The organism is Enterobacter sp. LM3, assembly GCF_046622475.1.
Taxonomy (GTDB): Bacteria; Pseudomonadota; Gammaproteobacteria; order Enterobacterales; family Enterobacteriaceae; genus Enterobacter; species Enterobacter cloacae_P.
Genome location: NZ_JBJURN010000008.1, coordinates 1 through 15905, shown reverse-complemented (window position 1 = coordinate 15905; position 15905 = coordinate 1). Strand labels below are relative to the sequence as shown.

Sequence of the window (15905 nt, the reverse complement as noted above, 5' to 3'; positions counted from 1 at the left end):
ATATTTCAGGAGTCAACCATGTCTCGTAAAGAAGTGCTCTACACGCCGTATAATGGCGCTGTTTTACTGGAAAATCCGTTATTAAATAAAGGGCTCGCATTCATTAAAGAAGAGCGTGATAACTTTAACCTGCATGGCTTATTACCACACAATGTAGAAACCATTGAAGAACAAACTGAACGTGCCTGGGTACAATTCTGCCATTTTAAAAGTGATATTTCTCGTCACGTGTACCTGCGCAACATTCAGGATACTAACGAGACCTTATTTTACAACCTGTTGCGTTCGCATCTGAAAGAGACATTACCCATTATCTATACCCCAACGGTCGGCGAAGCCTGTGAACATTTCTCCACTATTTATCGCCGCGCGCGTGGCCTGTTTATTTCATGGCCTAACCGTCATCGTATTGATGAGATGCTGCAGAGCTTCTCGCGCAATGATATTCGCGTGATCGTTGTGACAGACGGTGAGCGTATTCTGGGGCTTGGCGATCAGGGTATCGGCGGGATGGGCATTCCCATTGGCAAATTGTCATTGTATACCGCGTGCGGCGGTATTCATCCGGCTTCCACCCTGCCAATTATGCTGGATGTGGGTACCAATAATCAGCAGCATCTGGACGACCCAATGTATATGGGCTGGCGTCATCCGCGTATCAGCGACGATCAGTACGCTGAGTTTATGGATATGTTTATCAATACCGTCAAAAACCGCTGGCCTGATGTGCTGTTGCAGTTTGAAGATTTCGCGCAGAAAAACGCGACCAAACTGCTCCAGCGTTACCGCGACCAGCTCTGCTGTTTCAACGACGACATCCAGGGAACAGCGGCCGTCACCGCCGGTACGCTGATTGCTGCCGCCCACGCTGCCGGAACCCGCATTCGCGATCAGCGCGTGGTCTTCCTGGGCAGCGGTTCAGCCGGATGCGGTATCGCAGAAAAAATCGTGGCGCTGATGGTTGATGACGGGCTGACGGAGTCTGAAGCCCGCCGCCGGGTCTTTATGGTCGATCGCTTTGGCTTATTGACCGACGATATGACCAACCTGCTCGACTTCCAGAAAAAGCTGCTGACCGCGCGTGAAGACATTCGCGACTGGCAGGTGGAATCGAACAATATTTCGCTGATGGAAGTGGTAAAAAATGCGCATCCGACGGTGATGATTGGCGTCTCTGGGCAGCCAGGTCTGTTCAGCGAAGAGATTGTCAAAGAGATGCACCGCCACTGCCCGCGTCCGGTTATTATGCCGCTCTCGAACCCGACATCACGCGCAGAAGCACAGCCGCAGGATCTGATCGAATGGACGCAGGGTGCCGCGCTTGTGGCAACAGGAAGCCCGTTCGCCCCGGTGTTCTGGCAGAACGCACAGTATGACATTGCCCAGTGTAACAATGCCTATGTCTTCCCGGGGCTGGGTCTGGGGGTACTGGCCAGCAATGCCCGCCGGGTTACCGAGGAGATGTTGATGGTGGCAAGCCGCAGTCTGGCAGCACAATCGCCACTGGTCACCACCGAAAAAGGCGGATTGCTGCCACCGGTCGATCAGATTGAAACCGTGTCACGCAATATTGCGTTTGCCGTTGCCCGTGCTGCCATTGAGCAAGGCATTGCGCCAGCGATAAACGACGAGGAACTCATGGCGCGTATCGAGAAGACGTACTGGCAGGCGGATTATGCGCCGTATCGCAGGTCATCACTGTAACGTCTCAGGCCGGGTGAAGCGTCACGTCACCCGGCCCAAAATCACATCGAATACCCTGGCTTTTTAATCAACTCATCCAGCTTCGGGCCAATTTCCGTGTCCCAGACCTGCTCTTTCCAGTCCTCAGGCTGCACCTGGTTCAGCGCAACTGACACGGAACTGTCTTTACTGTTGAAATGGCGAATAATCACCTCAGCAATATCCGCCGCCAGTGCGGTTTTTTGTTCGTCATTGAGATCGCGGGGAAAACATTTGATATCTACGTGTGGCATGAGCAGGCTTCCGGTTGTGAGTCAGGGGTCCACGTTATCAGATAATCTCGTTCGCCTTTAACACCTTGTGCAGTTCAGGGAGCGAACAGACCACATCCGCAATGGCCGTTATCTTCGGTGTATTTTCCGCAAACCACTCGTGCCGTGGCCCCCAGGTGCGCATCACCGCAATATAGACATCAATCAGGGTCAACTGCTCACCAAACGTAAACGGTGCCGCCTGAAGATGGTTATCCAGCCACAGGTAGAGAAATTTACGGTATTCGAGGCAATTCTGCCTGAGCTGATCAGGGGCATCCGGAACCCAGCGATCAGGGTAATCGGCATAAGTGAACGTAGGATAAACGTTAGCGACCAGCCAAATCAGCAAACGCTGAAACTGCTGGCGTTCAGGCTGACCGACAGACGGAGCAAGATCGGGACATCGATCGAGCACCATCAGGGCAATCGCTGCCGTTTCGCTCATGATCGTGCCGTTTTCCAGCTCCAGCGTCGGCACCTGGCACAGTGGGTTAAGCTTTTCCAGCAAGTCGCGCTGCGGACCGGGCGTGTCAAACCCGTTCACGTTGATATAGCGGTAAGGAATGTCTGCCAGGGTCAGCATCACTTCACTGATTGCCGAGCCCCAGCCGGGTACGCCATAGAGTTTAATCATGTTGCCCCCTCAGGGTTCAAAACCCTAAGTGTAGAGCAGCATCAGTCAGTCACGGGTTCACCTACAGCACTTTTGACAGGAACTGGCGCGTTCGCGCGTGTGACGGACGGTTTAACACGTCGTCACTGCTGCCCTGCTCAACAATTTTACCGTCAACCATAAATACCACCTGATCCGCCACTTCCCGGGCAAAACCGATCTCATGGGTGACGACCACCAGTGTGGTGCCCGAACGGGCGAGTTTTTTAATCACGTCCAGCACTTCACCCACCCGTTCCGGATCGAGTGCCGAAGTCGGTTCATCAAACAAAATCACGCGGGGGCGCAGCGCCAGTGCGCGAGCAATCGCGATACGCTGCTGCTGACCGCCGGAGAGGTGACGCGACCACGCATCTGCTTTATCGCGCAACCCCACCATATCCAGCAGGCTGTATGCCCTTTCCACTGCCTCTTTTTTGCTGAGTTTTTTATGCGCAACAGGCGCTTCAATCAGGTTTTCCAGCACCGTCAGATGCGGAAAGAGATTAAAGTTCTGGAACACGTATCCCACATTGATGCGCTGTTTGAGGATCTCTTTCTCTTTCAGCTCGTAGAGTTTGTCACCCTGACGGCGATAACCAATGTAATCCCCGTCAATCTGGATAAACCCTTCGTCGACACGTTCCAGATGGTTAATGGTGCGCAGTAGTGTCGATTTACCGGAGCCTGACGGCCCAAGAATTACCGTAACGGAACCCGGCGGGATCTCAAGCGTGACGTTATCGAGCGCTTTATGGCGGCCAAAGAACTTACTGACGCCGGTGATTGAAATATGTCCTTCAGGAGAGGCTTGCATGGACAGGCTCCTGTACTGGTGTGGTGGTGACAGAACGGACGCGGTGGGTCACCCGGTTCTGATTAACGGCAGAGCGGCGTTCGCTGCGGGCGAGCCCGCGTTCGACAACGTGCTGAATAACAGACAATACGGTGGTAATCACCAGATACCAGACAGCGCCCACCATCAGCAGTGGAATGACCTCCTGCGTGCGGTTGTAGATCATCTGGATGGTGTAGAACAGTTCCGGCATCGCCAGGACGTACACCATCGCCGTCCCTTTGGCGAGGCTGATGATTTCGTTGAATCCGGACGGCAGAATGGTGCGCAACGCCTGAGGCAGGATAATGCGCACGGTACGACGCCAGGCGGGCAGCCCAAGCGCGGCGGCGGCTTCATACTGACCGTGATCGACACCAAGAAAGCCCCCGCGAATAATTTCAGCGGTATAGGCGCTCTGCACCAGCGTTAACCCCACCACGGCGGTGGAAAACTGCCCCAGCACGTTGATGGTTTCAAAACTGCCCCAGGTGATGCGGGTAAACGGCACCCCGAGGGAGAGTGTGTCGTAGAGGTATGAGAAGTTGTAGAGGATGATCAGAACCACAATCAACGGCAGAGAACGAAACAGCCAGATGTAACCCCAGGCCAGGCTGCTTAACAACCAGGAAGAGGACAATCTTGCCAGCGCCAGCATGCCGCCGATTATCACACTCAGCGCAGTACCAATCAGCGTCAACAGCAGCGTCTGCCCGACACCGTCCAGGATCGCCGGGTCAAAGAACCAGCGGGCGAATACCGCCCACTCCCAGCGAGGATTAAAGGCCACGGACTGTATCACGATCGCCAGCACAAACAGCGCCGCGACTGCACCGACGGCACGCAGCGGATATCGTGCCGGGACAACCTTAATGGTTTCAACGTTGCTCATCGTCGTTCCTCATGCAGTTTTACTGAACGCTTCGCGTACCAGCGTTTTGGTGAAACGCAGCCGGCCATCAAACGGCGGCTGGCTGTACTCTTCCGGATCGCGATTCAGATCAAACTGCGGCTGATACCCCTGGCTGATATAGAGCCTGACCGCCTCCGGCTGACGAAAACCGGTGGTGAGGTAAATCTGGCTGTAACCTGCCAGCACAGCCCGACGCTCCAGCTCCTGTACCACGCGGGCCGCAAGACCCTGTTGACGTAACGCCTTATGCGTCCAGATGCGTTTGATTTCGGCCGTATGTTCGTCAAAGGGTTTGTACGCGCCGGTAGCGATGATCTCTCCGTCACGCTCCAGCACAATAAACAGCCCCTGTGGCGCTAAGTACCACTCCGTCAGCTCCACTTCGGCGTCTTTAGAGAAGTAGTCCCCGTACCGGGCGGCGTATTCACCGAACAACCCATCGATGATGGGTTGAAGATCGGCATCTTCCGGCGAAACGTCACGAAATTGCTCGCTCATATCCTCTCCTTAATCACCCAGCCCGGCCGGGTTCACTTCTGAACCGGGAATACGCTCTACCCCTTCCCCCCAGCGGTTCAGCACTTTGTCGTAATCGCCGTTTTTGATCACCCCGTTAAGCGCGGTTTGTACCGGTTCAACCAGGCCGCTGCCTTTTTTCAGCGTCACTGCAATATGTGCCGCCTTCGGCCAGCCGCCGTCGACGCTGCCGACCAGCTTAGTTTTACCGGTCAATGCCGCTTTCCACGCACCAATCACGTTCGGGCCAAAGTACGCATCTGCACGTCCTGACTGGATAGCCAGGGTTTGCGCCGCATCGTCTTTGGTGTACACAGGGGTAAAGGGTTTGAGACCTTTTTTGAGGTTTTCAGCATTCCATGCCAGCAAAATGGCCTCCTGATTTGTACCGGAACCCACGATAATGCGCAGTCCGGCGATATCTTCCGCCTTCTGAAGCGAGGTGATCGGGCTGGTTGATTTCACGTAAAAGCCGAGTGAATCCTTCCGGTACGTCGCAAAATCAAACTTCTCTTTGCGCTCTCTGGTGACGGTGATATTGCTGATGGCGGCATCGTATTTCCCGGACGCCACGCCCAGCGGCCAGTCCTCCCAGGAGGTGGGCACCACGTTCAGCTCCAGCCCCAGACTGTCAGCCACCAGACGGGCGATGTCGACTTCACTCCCGAGCAGCGTTTTGTTGTCATCGGAGAAAACCGTCAGCGGCGGTTGATTCAGACCTGCCACCGCAACGGTAAATTTACCCGGTACGGCAAAACGATAATCTTTCGGTAACTGTGCGATCGCGTCGCCATTTTTAGCGGTATTGACGGGATTTTTATTGGCCTCAATGCTCACGCCAGTACCATTAATGTTCACATTCTCTGCCCAGACGGCAGGGGTAAAGGCCAGCGCAAGCGCCAGAATAAGCGATGTTTTTTGCATAGCGGTGTTCTCTTTTATTGTTGTGTGAAATGATTTTTAGGTTCGTCTAAACCCAGACTGTCGCGCAGCGTGGTGCCCGGGTATTCAGTACGGAACAGGCCACGAGCCTGCAAGACAGGCACCACCTGTTCCACAAAGCGCGGGAAGGTGTCCGGCGTACCGCCCTGAATGATGAAGCCGTCTGCCGCATATCCCTCAAACCAGGCCTGAAGGCCGTCTGCCACCTGTTCTGGCGTGCCGGAAAAACGTGGCCGCGGAGACGCCGCCTCCAGTGCCACCTGACGCAGGGTTAAGTGGCGTTCACGGGCATTACGCTTAATGTCATCGGTGGTACTGCGGAAGCTGTTTTTCCCCAGCTCGCCAATATCCGGGAACGGCTCGTCGAGCGGATACTGGCTAAAATCATGATGTTCGAAATAACGTCCGAGGTAATTCAGGGCATCGTTAACTGACACCAGTGCCGCCGTCGTTTGATATTGCTTCTCCACGTCCTCAGCATCTTCTCCAACAATTACGCTGACGCCCTGGAATATATGTAAATCGGACGCCCTGCGGCCATTTATTTCCAGCAACTGTTTCACATCGCGATAAAACACTTTCGCTTCGTCTAACGTGTCGTGATGAGTAAATATGGCGTCGGCGTGTTTCGCCGCCAGTTTTTTACCGTCATCTGATGCCCCGGCCTGAAATACAATGGGGCGACCCTGCGGCGTGCGGCCAATATTAAGCGGCCCGGCCACCTGGAAGAAATCACCGTGATGATCGAGGGTATGCAGTTTTGCCGGATCAAAGAACTGTCCGCTCTCTTTGTCGCGCACAAAAGCGTCTTCCTCCCAGGAGTCCCACAGCCCTTTCACCACCTCCAGATATTCGTCGGCAATACGGTAACGCAGGGCGTGCTCAGGGTGTTTTTCGCGGGAAAAATTCTTCGCCGAGCCTTCCAGCGGCGAGGTCACCACGTTCCAGCCTGCGCGGCCATTGCTCAGGTGATCCAGGCTGGCAAACTGACGCGCCACGGTAAAAGGCTCACTGTAGGAGGTGGATAACGTTCCTACCAGCCCCAGGCGTGAAGTCATACCCGCCAGTGCAGATAACACCGTTAACGGCTCAAAACGATTTAAAAAATGCGGGATCGATTTCTCGTTAATATAAAGGCCGTCAGCGACAAATAAAAAATCGAGCTTACCCTCCTCCGCTTTTAACGCCGTCGCTTTGACGAAATCAAAGTTAATACTGGCATCTGCGATCGCCGCAGGATGACGCCAGGCAGACATATTTCCGGAGGCACCATGTAAAATGGTTCCCAGCCGCAATTGACGCGTTGCAGACATATTCACCTCTGATAAATTAAATTTGATGCAGTGCTTTTTCCGCAAGCTGGGCAAAATAGCGAGCGGCGGGTTCAATGAGTGCTTCGTCCGGGTTAAATGCCGGGTGATGCAGACCAAACGGGCTGGCGCTGCCAATACTGACAAATGCCCCTGGTATCTGCTGCAAATAGACCGCGAAATCTTCCCCGCCCATATGCAGTTCGGCGTGCCGGGTTTCGTATCCTGCGTCTCTGGCAACAGATGTGGCGAATTCAGCCCAGCGTTCGTCGTTCACCAGCGCATCTGGCCCGGCATACCAGGTGATATCAATCTGCGCGCTAAACGCGCGGGCAAACCCGGAGGCAATTTCACCCACACGCGCTTTGACATTCTGCTGGACTTCGGTGCGATGTGTGCGCAGGGTGCCTTCCAGCTCGACGCTTTCCGGCAACACATTCCAGGTGTTTCCACCGGCGATACGCGTAACGCTCAGCACCACAGAATCCAGCGTATTGACGTTACGGCTGGCGACACTTTGCAGCGCCGTGACCAGCTGACTCGCCAGCACGATGGCATCGTTTCCTTCATGTGGGCGAGCGGCATGCGCACCTTTACCGGTAATGCGGATAACAAACCGATCGACACTGGCGTAGAACGGTCCTCCACGGGTGGCGAACTCACCTACCGGCAGACCCGGCTCGTTGTGCATGCCGAAGATGGCGCGGACATCACGCAAGGCTCCCGCCCGAACCATGCTCTTTGCACCGCCAAAGTTCTCTTCGGCGGGTTGAAACAGGATCCGCACGCGACCGTTGAGCGACGCTTCACGCTCTTTCAGTTTTAATGCTGCGCCGAGGATCACGCTGGTGTGGATATCGTGCCCGCAGGCATGCATCACCCCTGCACGTTGTGAGCTAAACGCAACTCCGCTGCGCTCTTCCACGGGTAACGCGTCAATATCGGCCCGCAGTGCAATCAGCTTTTTACCCGTGCCGATTTCCGCAACCAGCCCGGTAGGCAGTTCGTAAGGTAACGGGGTAATACCGGCATTCGTCAGCCACTGGCGCAGGCGGGCCGTCGTTTCGACCTCCTGACCAGACAGTTCAGGGTTCTGGTGCAGCTCACGACGCCAGGCAATCAGTTGTTCACCAAAACTCATGCCGTGACCTCCTTATCGGGACGAGCCTGCGCCAGCAGACGCAGGGACTGGACGCGCGTTGAGCCATCGGCAACCGGCGTGTCGATCATAAATTCGTCAATGCCCCATTTCTGGTGTAATGCATCTAACTGCTCCAGTACCGACTCAGCGGTACCCGCCAGCAGAGACTGCGCCCGACGGGCAATCCGCACCGGCTCACTTCCCGCCTGGCGTGCAAAGGCGTAGGCCTGCTCTTCGCTGGCCACGGTGACACGCTGGCCGTTTGCCAGCTCCACGCCCCACACTTCAACTTTTTGCGCCAGCGCGTCTGCCTCGGTCTGTGTCGGCGCAACAATCACCTGCACGGCAACAATCACCTCTCGGGTGCTGTTTTTGCGCCAGAACGTTACAACGTCATGCAAAAGCCCGGGATCGCCATTCAGGTGTGCGGCAAAGACAAAGTGCCAGTCAAGTGATGCCGCCAGCTGCGCGCTTTCCGTGCTCGCCCCCAGCAAAAAACCCTGTGCCGGTACCGGCGGTAACGGGGTGGCGCGTACGGCCTCTTCCCCTGACGGGTTTTCCGGATGGATCCAGCTGTCCAGTTGCGTCAGCTGTTCGGCAAAGCTGCCCTTTGCCTGTTGATTCAGACCGTGCTGTAACGCGCGGGTAGAGAGTGGCAAACCACCGGGGGCTTTCCCGACACCCAGATCCACGCGACCCGGCGCAAGCGCCGCTAATACATTGAAGTTTTCGGCAACTTTGTATGGGCTGTAATGTTGCAGCATCACGCCGCCCGACCCCACGCGAATACGTTTTGTTTGTCCCAGTATCCAGGCAATCAGCAGCTCCGGTGAGGGGCTCGCCAGCTGCGGGGTATTGTGGTGCTCGGCAATCCAGAAGCGGTGATAACCCAGTGTTTCCGCCTGTTGTGCCAGTGTTAAGGTTCGCGCCAGCGCATCGGCGGCCGTTTCATTTTCAGCTATGGGGCTTTTATCCAGAATGCTGATTCGCCAGGACATGTTGCGTTCTCGTTTGACTTAACATGTCGACATTATTAAAGGTGTATTTCACCGCTGAGAAACAATTAATTTACATTTAGATTGCCAGAAATCAGATATACAAAACCCTGCTATGCATAAGCCTTTAGTGAGCGCATGGCGTACTTGCCACCATACGTTGCCACCCTGTTAATCTAACGCTATTTCAATTTTTCAGTTTTACTGGAGGATATACGTCGCGCTCATAATTTGGTTTAGGTCAATCATTTGCATTGAGGTATAAAAATGAACCTGCAGTTATTTTCATATTTATTACAATATCCTCTTTAAACATGTAAAAAATAGTTAACTTAGGGTATTTAGAATATCTTCATTTTCGTGGAGAATACGCCGACAGCAAAACAACAGAATAAATTCTCAATCTAGCCTGCGTTTTATTGGGTGGTATTTCTTTTACTTATATATCATTATGGAGTTACTCATGCGGCGTAACACTCCCGTTACACAAAACGAGTATTTACTTAACGAAGGTTCGACGTTAATGTCGACTACCAATACGCATAGCCATATTACCTATGCAAATTCAGCCTTTATTGAAGCCAGTGGATATAAAGAAGAAAATCTTCTGGGTGAACCCCATAATGTCATTCGCCATCCCGATATGCCTGCCGAGGCATTTGGAGATATGTGGTTCACCCTGCAGCAGGGAGAGAGCTGGACGGGGCTGGTCAAGAACCGTCGTCACAACGGGGATCACTACTGGGTTCGCGCCAACGTCACCCCGGTGTATCAGAATGAATCGTTAACCGGCTATATTTCGGTACGTAATATTCCTACCCGCGAAGAGATCGCCACCAGTGAAAAGCTCTATGAAAAAGTCCGCAACAACGAATTAAAACAGCATCGCTTTTATAAAGGGTTAGTGGTTCGCAGAGGAATACTTGCCTTCACCTCTCTGTTTAAACGAATGAGTACCACAAAACGCATTAATAGCGGAATTACGGTTACCACCCTGCTCGCCTGCTTGCTGGTATTTTCATTCCCCCAAAGTATTACGCAGGTAAGTGGACTTGTTGCACTCTTTATTGCTCTGGCTCTTTATCTGCATGCACAAATATCTCGCCCGGTGAAAACCATTGTGCACCAAATGCAGCGCGTCGTTTCGGGTCGCAAAACCGACTATTACCATTTTGACAGAGTCGATGAAATTGGCCTGATGATGCGTCTGGTGAATCAGTCAGGGTTAAACCTTAATTCACTGGTAGACGATGTTGGCGCGCAAATTTCCGGTATTGGTACCATTAGCCAACAGGTAGCAAAAGAAGGCGTGGCATTACAGGCGCGCTCGGAAGAAACCGCAGATGACCTGCAGCAAACGGCCGCAGCAGTAGAAGAAATTGCCAGCGCCGTTCAACAGACGGCAGAAACGGCAAAAGAAGCGATCCAGATGGCGGATCGCACCAGCGCCAGCGCCAACAGCGGTGAAGCCATGATGAAACAGACCATCGGCATGATGCAGTCCATTTCACGTGATAACAGCCAAATCGTCGATATTATTGGTGTGATTGACCGTATCGCTTTTCAGACCAATATTCTGGCGCTAAACGCAGCCGTTGAAGCAGCACGTGCTGGTGAAGCCGGGCGTGGTTTTGCGGTGGTGGCAGCAGAAGTGCGCAACCTCGCGCAACACTCCGCGACAGCAGCCAAAGAGATCAAGCTGCTTATTGAGAAAAATGTCTCCAGCGTTAACTCTGGCGTGGAAATGGTTGAGCAAACCGAAACACAACTGACAGTGATGGTTGGTAACGTACTGCAGATGTCTTCCCTGATTAAGGAGATCGGTCATGCCACGCAGGAGCAGACTCAGGCGCTCGCACTTATCAACGAGTCCATCTCCCGCATCGGCGTGATGACGCATAACAATACAGGGATGGTGGATCACGTCACCCGCGCTGCAAATCACCTGACGCAGCGCACCACGCGTCTGCAGCAGGCGATTGCGGTCTTTGGCGGTTAACGGCCCTGATACTGCTCGTCGGTAACTTTTTCCAGCCACTCAACCGGGCTGCCGTTTACTGCCTCGGCGATGGCGATATGCGTCATCGCCGTTTGTGCGCTCGCACCGTGCCAGTGCTTCACGCCAGGCGGGATCCAGGCAATATCACCCTGATTCAACGGTTCCGCCTCTTTACCCCACTCCTGTAACCAGCCGCGTCCCTGGGTGACAATCAGCGTTTGTCCAAGAGGATGGGTATGCCAGGCAGTGCGTGCCCCCGGTTCAAAGGTTACCGTTGCGCCGCCCACTTTAGCGGGCTCCGTCGCCTGGAAAGGCGCGTCAATACGAACAGTACCGGTAAACCAGGCTTCTGGTCCCTGAATCGAAGGTAATGAACCACTACGGATAATTTTCATGATGTTCTCCTCATTTGCTGTTGTGCTAACAGTAGCGCAAGGGTGCCGTGAGTATTAGACTGCATAATAAGAAAGGAACCATGAATGTAATTCATAAATTGGGTAAGCCGTGATGTTAAAAGACAATTTCAACGATCTGATCTCTTTTATGGTCGTCGCCCGCGAGCGCAGTTTTACGCGGGCAGCGGCACAGCTTGGAGTTTCGCAATCTGCGCTGAGCCATGCCATGCGCAATCTGGAAACCCGGCTGGACGTTCGCCTGCTCACCCGCACCACGCGTAGCGTCGCCCCAACCGAGGCTGGCGAACAGCTTTTTATGCGCTTAAGCCCGCATCTGCTGGAAATCGAACAGGAACTGACTGCGCTGCGCGACACGCGCGACAGACCGGCAGGAAATATTCGCATCACCGCCGGTGAACACGCGATGAGCGCCGTGCTGTGGCCGGTACTGAAACCCTTTATGGTGAAATATCCCGACATCAATGTAGAAGTGACGGTGGATAACGGCCTGACCGATATCGTGGATGGCCGTTTTGATGCAGGGATTCGTCTGGGTGAACAGGTGGCGAAAGATATGATTGCGGTGCGGATCGCACCAGATATGCGGATGCTCGTGGTGGGTTCAGCTGATTATCTCCAGCGTTTTGGTGTACCGGAAACACCCGAGCAGCTTGAACAGCATCGCTGTATCAATATGCGCCTGCCAACGCGCGGGGGGTTATATGCCTGGGAATTTGAACGTGACGGACGCGAGTTACGCGTGCGGGTTGAGGGGCAACTGACGCTCAACAACCTACCGCAGCGTATCGACGCCGCTGAAAACGGACTGGGGCTGGCCTACGTGCCTGAAGACACCGTCCAGGAGGCCATCGCTCAGGGACGGTTAATCCCGGTATTGCAGGAGTGGTGCCCGACATTTGACGGCTATCATCTTTATTACCCTGGTCGCCGCCAGCACACCACTGCCTTTGCTTTACTGGTTGAAGCCCTGCGCAAACAGTAAGTTACTTCCCGACGCGTGCCTGCAGATGCTTCGGATAACGGTCACCGACAACATCAATCTGCATCAGCGCGTGGTTGATGTTATTAAGCGCTTTTTGTGACAACGTCACGTTAACGGCATCCAGATTCTCCTCCAGACGGTGAAGTTTGGTTGTCCCCGGGATCGGTACAATCCACGGTGCTTTTGCCAATAGCCAGGCCAGTGCGATTTGCGCAGGCGTGACCCCCTGCTCTGCGGCCAGCGCTTTCACCACGTCGATTAACCGCTGATTCGCCAGACGCGACGCTTCGCTAAAGCGCGGGACGATATTGCGGAAATCACTGCTGTCGAAGGTGGTACTGGAGTCAATTGCGCCGGTCAAAAAGCCCTTACCCAGCGGGCTGAAAGGAACAAAGCCGATGTTCAGCTCCGCCAGAAGCGGCAGGATCTCCTGTTCAGGCTGTCGCCACCATAATGAATATTCACTCTGCAACGCCGCGACCGGACACACTGCATGAGCGCGACGGATGGTTTCAGCACTCGCCTCTGAGAGACCGAAATGTTTCACCTTACCTTCTGCGATAAGATCGGCAATCGTACCGGCGACCTCTTCAACAGGGACATCCGGATCCACGCGATGCTGGTAATAGAGATCGATATAATCGGTTTTCAATCGCTTTAGCGAACCTTCTATTACCGCGCGTATGTGCTCAGGGCGGCTGTTAAGCATCTGACCGGGTTTATCGCAGTCAAAACCAAATTTAGTGGCGATCACCACCTTATCGCGAACGGGTGCAAGTGCCTCGCCCACCACATCTTCATTGATAAAAGGGCCATAAATTTCTGCGGTATCAAAAAAGGTCACACCGCGTTCGACCGCAGCACGAATAAGCGCAATGGCCTGTTGTTTTTCCGTGGCCGGACCATAGCCATAGCTCAACCCCATACAGCCAAGTCCCAGTGCGGATACCGTTAACCCCTGTCGTCCTAATTGTCGCTGCTGCATTGTTTACCTCATACATCTGCTTTTGATGTATTAACTCTATGCACTTTCTTTTATGAGCACTATAGAGAATAAAAGCTTGTCGTTATGAATTAAAATCATCAATGCCGCTGCGTAACTATTAAGCTAATCTGATGATTAAATCAGCGCATCTCTGAATGTTATGACTAAAAAATCACCACGATTCAGCGTGTTGTGATCCCCGTCTGCTCTGACCACACAATTTCCTTCGACGTGCATCACTTTCGGCACGGTTATATTTTGCGTCGCTTATCAATTGCGGGTAGGATGCCTCGCCATGTTTCGCCTTATCCATACGCAGAATGACTGGAAAGGCAACATGTGTCTGCGCAGAAGCAATCGTTTGTTTCGCTCCCTGCCAGGTACGACTATCACGATAATGGTTCAGACAGGCAAACAGGTAACTCAATGAAAACAAGCAATAAAAGCGCAGCCGATCATCATGCTGCGAGACGTCGCTGGTTGAACTCCCACGAAGAGGGCTACCACAAAGCGATGGGCAACCGTCAGGTTCAAATGATCGCCATCGGTGGCGCTATCGGCACAGGTCTGTTTTTAGGTGCTGGTGCTCGTCTGCAGATGGCGGGTCCGGCTCTCGCCCTGGTCTATCTGGTGTGTGGGATCTTCTCCTTCTTTATTCTCCGTGCGCTGGGCGAACTGGTACTGCATCGCCCTTCCAGCGGCAGTTTTGTCTCTTATGCCCGTGAGTTTCTCGGCGAAAAAGCCGCCTATGTTGCAGGCTGGATGTACTTCGTTAACTGGGCGATGACCGGTATCGTCGATATCACCGCCGTTGCGCTGTATATGCACTACTGGGGCGCGTTTGGCGATGTGCCGCAATGGGTGTTTGCCCTCGGTGCGCTGGCCATTGTCGGCACGATGAACATGATCGGCGTGAAGTGGTTCGCGGAGATGGAGTTCTGGTTTGCGCTGGTAAAAGTGCTGGCGATCGTGGTGTTCCTGGTGGTTGGTACGGTATTCCTCGGCAGCGGTAAGCCGCTGGACGGTAATGCCACGGGCTTCCACCTGATAACCGATAACGGCGGTTTCTTCCCGCACGGTCTGCTGCCTGCGCTGGTTCTGGTTCAGGGCGTGGTGTTTGCCTTTGCCTCTATTGAACTGGTGGGGACGGCGGCGGGCGAATGTAAAGATCCGCAGACGATGGTTCCAAAAGCGATCAACAGCGTTATCTGGCGCATTGGCCTGTTTTATGTTGGTTCCGTGGTACTGCTGGTTCTGCTGCTGCCGTGGAATGCCTACCAGGCAGGTCAGAGTCCGTTCGTGACCTTCTTCTCTAAGCTTGGCGTGCCTTACGTTGGCAGCGTGATGAACATCGTGGTACTAACTGCGGCGCTCTCCAGCCTGAACTCCGGTCTTTACTCTACCGGTCGTATTCTGCGCTCCATGTCGATGGGTGGCTCTGCACCGAAATTCATGTCGAAGATGAGCAAGCAGCATGTCCCTTACGCGGGCATTCTGGCAACGCTGGTGGTGTATGTTTTCGGTGTGTTCCTGAACTATCTGGTACCGTCTCAGGTGTTTGAGATCGTGCTGAACGTTGCCGCACTCGGCATTATCGCCTCCTGGGCCTTTATCGTGGTCTGTCAGATGCGTCTGCGTAAAGCGATTAAAGAAGGCAAAGCCGCTGACGTCAGCTTTAAGTTGCCAGGCGCACCGGTGACCTCATGGCTCACCCTGCTGTTCCTGTTCAGCGTGCTGGTACTGATGGCGTTTGACTACCCGAACGGCACCTACACCATTGCCACCATCCCACTGCTGGCAGTGCTGTTGATTGCAGGCTGGTTTGGCGTACGTAAACGCGTTCACGAAATTCACAGCACCGCGCCGGTTCATCCTGATGATGAAAAGCAAGACGGCCCGCTGGTTGAAGAGACCTCGCGTTAATTATCAAAAAAGGGAAGGCATCTGCCTTGATGCTTGTCAGTTAAACCTGGTGGATAATTCCGTTCACCTTAATATCCGCAGAAAATAATACGCTCACAATCTGTGAACGGGACAAGGGGGCCACCGCGGCCCCCTTATCAATCCCCGCGGCCCCGCAGAGAAATCGGTGCTTCGCACTGCGCTCACCTCCCGACCCGCTGCCTGCGGTCGGCTCGACTCAAGTGAAGTGGTTTAATAGTTTTAGACACGTTCAGAGGTTATAAATTAAATAACTGATGAGGTGCAAAAAATGAATTCAC

Annotated in this window: 13 protein-coding genes and 1 pseudogene; 4 read left to right on the top strand and 10 right to left on the bottom strand. The window is 53.8% G+C overall.

Annotated features, from left to right (window positions below):
• The first annotated feature begins 18 nt into the window (after positions 1-18).
• Positions 19-1704, top strand: coding sequence for an NAD-dependent malic enzyme (locus ACJ9N4_RS11020; protein WP_196390036.1), 1686 nt, complete (start codon positions 19-21; stop codon positions 1702-1704).
• Positions 1705-1745: 41 nt separating this feature from the next.
• Here the strand turns inward: ACJ9N4_RS11020 and pptA are convergent, their stop codons facing one another.
• The 8 genes and pseudogenes from pptA to ACJ9N4_RS10980 all read right to left on the bottom strand — a co-directional run bounded on the left by pptA (position 1746) and on the right by ACJ9N4_RS10980 (position 9304).
• Positions 1746-1976 carry a tautomerase PptA gene (pptA, locus tag ACJ9N4_RS11015; RefSeq protein WP_182271507.1) on the bottom strand — a complete coding sequence of 77 codons (231 nt, stop codon included), beginning with the start codon at positions 1974-1976 and terminating at the stop codon, positions 1746-1748.
• A 37-nt stretch (positions 1977-2013) separates the two neighbouring features.
• A complete protein-coding gene (locus ACJ9N4_RS11010) occupies positions 2014-2631 on the bottom strand; it encodes a glutathione S-transferase family protein (protein ID WP_182271508.1) in 618 nt (205 codons plus the stop codon).
• A gap of 61 nt (positions 2632-2692) precedes the next feature.
• Positions 2693-3466 carry an amino acid ABC transporter ATP-binding protein gene (locus ACJ9N4_RS11005; protein ID WP_182918440.1) on the bottom strand — a complete coding sequence of 258 codons (774 nt, stop codon included), beginning with the start codon at positions 3464-3466 and terminating at the stop codon, positions 2693-2695.
• On the bottom strand, positions 3450-4376 hold the full coding sequence (locus ACJ9N4_RS11000; protein WP_182271510.1) for an amino acid ABC transporter permease: 927 nt from the start codon (positions 4374-4376) through the stop codon (positions 3450-3452). The genes ACJ9N4_RS11005 and ACJ9N4_RS11000 overlap by 17 nt, the downstream gene beginning before the upstream one ends.
• Before the next feature lie 9 nt (positions 4377-4385).
• Positions 4386-4895, bottom strand: coding sequence for a GNAT family N-acetyltransferase (locus ACJ9N4_RS10995; protein ID WP_411500481.1), 510 nt, complete (start codon positions 4893-4895; stop codon positions 4386-4388).
• 9 nt (positions 4896-4904) lie between these two features.
• A pseudogene (locus ACJ9N4_RS10990) lies at positions 4905-7168 on the bottom strand (NtaA/DmoA family FMN-dependent monooxygenase).
• Between the two features lie 16 nt (positions 7169-7184).
• Positions 7185-8306 (bottom strand): M20 peptidase aminoacylase family protein, encoded by a 1122-nt coding sequence (locus ACJ9N4_RS10985; protein ID WP_182271514.1) that lies wholly within the window; start codon positions 8304-8306, stop codon positions 7185-7187.
• The gene (locus ACJ9N4_RS10980; RefSeq protein ID WP_411500480.1) at positions 8303-9304 is read right to left on the bottom strand and encodes an LLM class flavin-dependent oxidoreductase; all 1002 of its coding nucleotides are present in this window, start codon (positions 9302-9304) and stop codon (positions 8303-8305) included. The genes ACJ9N4_RS10985 and ACJ9N4_RS10980 overlap by 4 nt, the downstream gene beginning before the upstream one ends.
• A 460-nt stretch (positions 9305-9764) precedes the next feature.
• Here ACJ9N4_RS10980 and ACJ9N4_RS10975 point away from each other — a divergent pair, with 460 nt between their 5' ends.
• Complete coding sequence (locus ACJ9N4_RS10975) at positions 9765-11300, top strand: methyl-accepting chemotaxis protein (RefSeq protein ID WP_411500479.1); 1536 nt, start codon at positions 9765-9767, stop codon at positions 11298-11300.
• Here the strand turns inward: ACJ9N4_RS10975 and ACJ9N4_RS10970 are convergent.
• Complete coding sequence (locus tag ACJ9N4_RS10970) at positions 11297-11695, bottom strand: cupin domain-containing protein (protein WP_182918445.1); 399 nt, start codon at positions 11693-11695, stop codon at positions 11297-11299. The two genes, ACJ9N4_RS10975 and ACJ9N4_RS10970, sit on opposite strands and share 4 nt — an antisense overlap.
• 112 nt (positions 11696-11807) lie before the next feature.
• Here ACJ9N4_RS10970 and ACJ9N4_RS10965 point away from each other — a divergent pair, with 112 nt between their 5' ends.
• Positions 11808-12698: a LysR family transcriptional regulator gene (locus ACJ9N4_RS10965; RefSeq protein WP_411500478.1), complete on the top strand. Its 891-nt coding sequence runs from the start codon at positions 11808-11810 to the stop codon at positions 12696-12698.
• Between the two features lies 1 nt (position 12699).
• On the opposite strand, the gene ACJ9N4_RS10960 is transcribed toward ACJ9N4_RS10965, so the two are convergent.
• A complete protein-coding gene (locus tag ACJ9N4_RS10960) occupies positions 12700-13683 on the bottom strand; it encodes an aldo/keto reductase (protein WP_411500477.1) in 984 nt (327 codons plus the stop codon).
• A gap of 426 nt (positions 13684-14109) precedes the next feature.
• Here ACJ9N4_RS10960 and ansP point away from each other — a divergent pair, with 426 nt between their 5' ends.
• Positions 14110-15606, top strand: a complete 1497-nt coding sequence (ansP, locus tag ACJ9N4_RS10955; protein WP_411500476.1) for an L-asparagine permease — start codon at positions 14110-14112, stop codon at positions 15604-15606.
• The last annotated feature ends 299 nt before the right edge of the window (positions 15607-15905 follow it).

What these genes read in the sequence shown, in the direction of transcription:
- ACJ9N4_RS11020 (WP_196390036.1), top strand. Translation starts at nt 19, where the DNA reads ATGTCTCGTAAAGAAGTGCTCTACACGCCGTATAATGGCGCTGTTTTA.
- pptA (WP_182271507.1), bottom strand. Translation starts at nt 1,976, where the DNA reads ATGCCACACGTAGATATCAAATGTTTTCCCCGCGATCTCAATGACGAA.
- ACJ9N4_RS11010 (WP_182271508.1), bottom strand. Translation starts at nt 2,631, where the DNA reads ATGATTAAACTCTATGGCGTACCCGGCTGGGGCTCGGCAATCAGTGAA.
- ACJ9N4_RS11005 (WP_182918440.1), bottom strand. Translation starts at nt 3,466, where the DNA reads ATGCAAGCCTCTCCTGAAGGACATATTTCAATCACCGGCGTCAGTAAG.
- ACJ9N4_RS11000 (WP_182271510.1), bottom strand. Translation starts at nt 4,376, where the DNA reads ATGAGCAACGTTGAAACCATTAAGGTTGTCCCGGCACGATATCCGCTG.
- ACJ9N4_RS10995 (WP_411500481.1), bottom strand. Translation starts at nt 4,895, where the DNA reads ATGAGCGAGCAATTTCGTGACGTTTCGCCGGAAGATGCCGATCTTCAA.
- ACJ9N4_RS10985 (WP_182271514.1), bottom strand. Translation starts at nt 8,306, where the DNA reads ATGAGTTTTGGTGAACAACTGATTGCCTGGCGTCGTGAGCTGCACCAG.
- ACJ9N4_RS10980 (WP_411500480.1), bottom strand. Translation starts at nt 9,304, where the DNA reads ATGTCCTGGCGAATCAGCATTCTGGATAAAAGCCCCATAGCTGAAAAT.
- ACJ9N4_RS10975 (WP_411500479.1), top strand. Translation starts at nt 9,765, where the DNA reads ATGCGGCGTAACACTCCCGTTACACAAAACGAGTATTTACTTAACGAA.
- ACJ9N4_RS10970 (WP_182918445.1), bottom strand. Translation starts at nt 11,695, where the DNA reads ATGAAAATTATCCGTAGTGGTTCATTACCTTCGATTCAGGGACCAGAA.
- ACJ9N4_RS10965 (WP_411500478.1), top strand. Translation starts at nt 11,808, where the DNA reads ATGTTAAAAGACAATTTCAACGATCTGATCTCTTTTATGGTCGTCGCC.
- ACJ9N4_RS10960 (WP_411500477.1), bottom strand. Translation starts at nt 13,683, where the DNA reads ATGCAGCAGCGACAATTAGGACGACAGGGGTTAACGGTATCCGCACTG.
- ansP (WP_411500476.1), top strand. Translation starts at nt 14,110, where the DNA reads ATGAAAACAAGCAATAAAAGCGCAGCCGATCATCATGCTGCGAGACGT.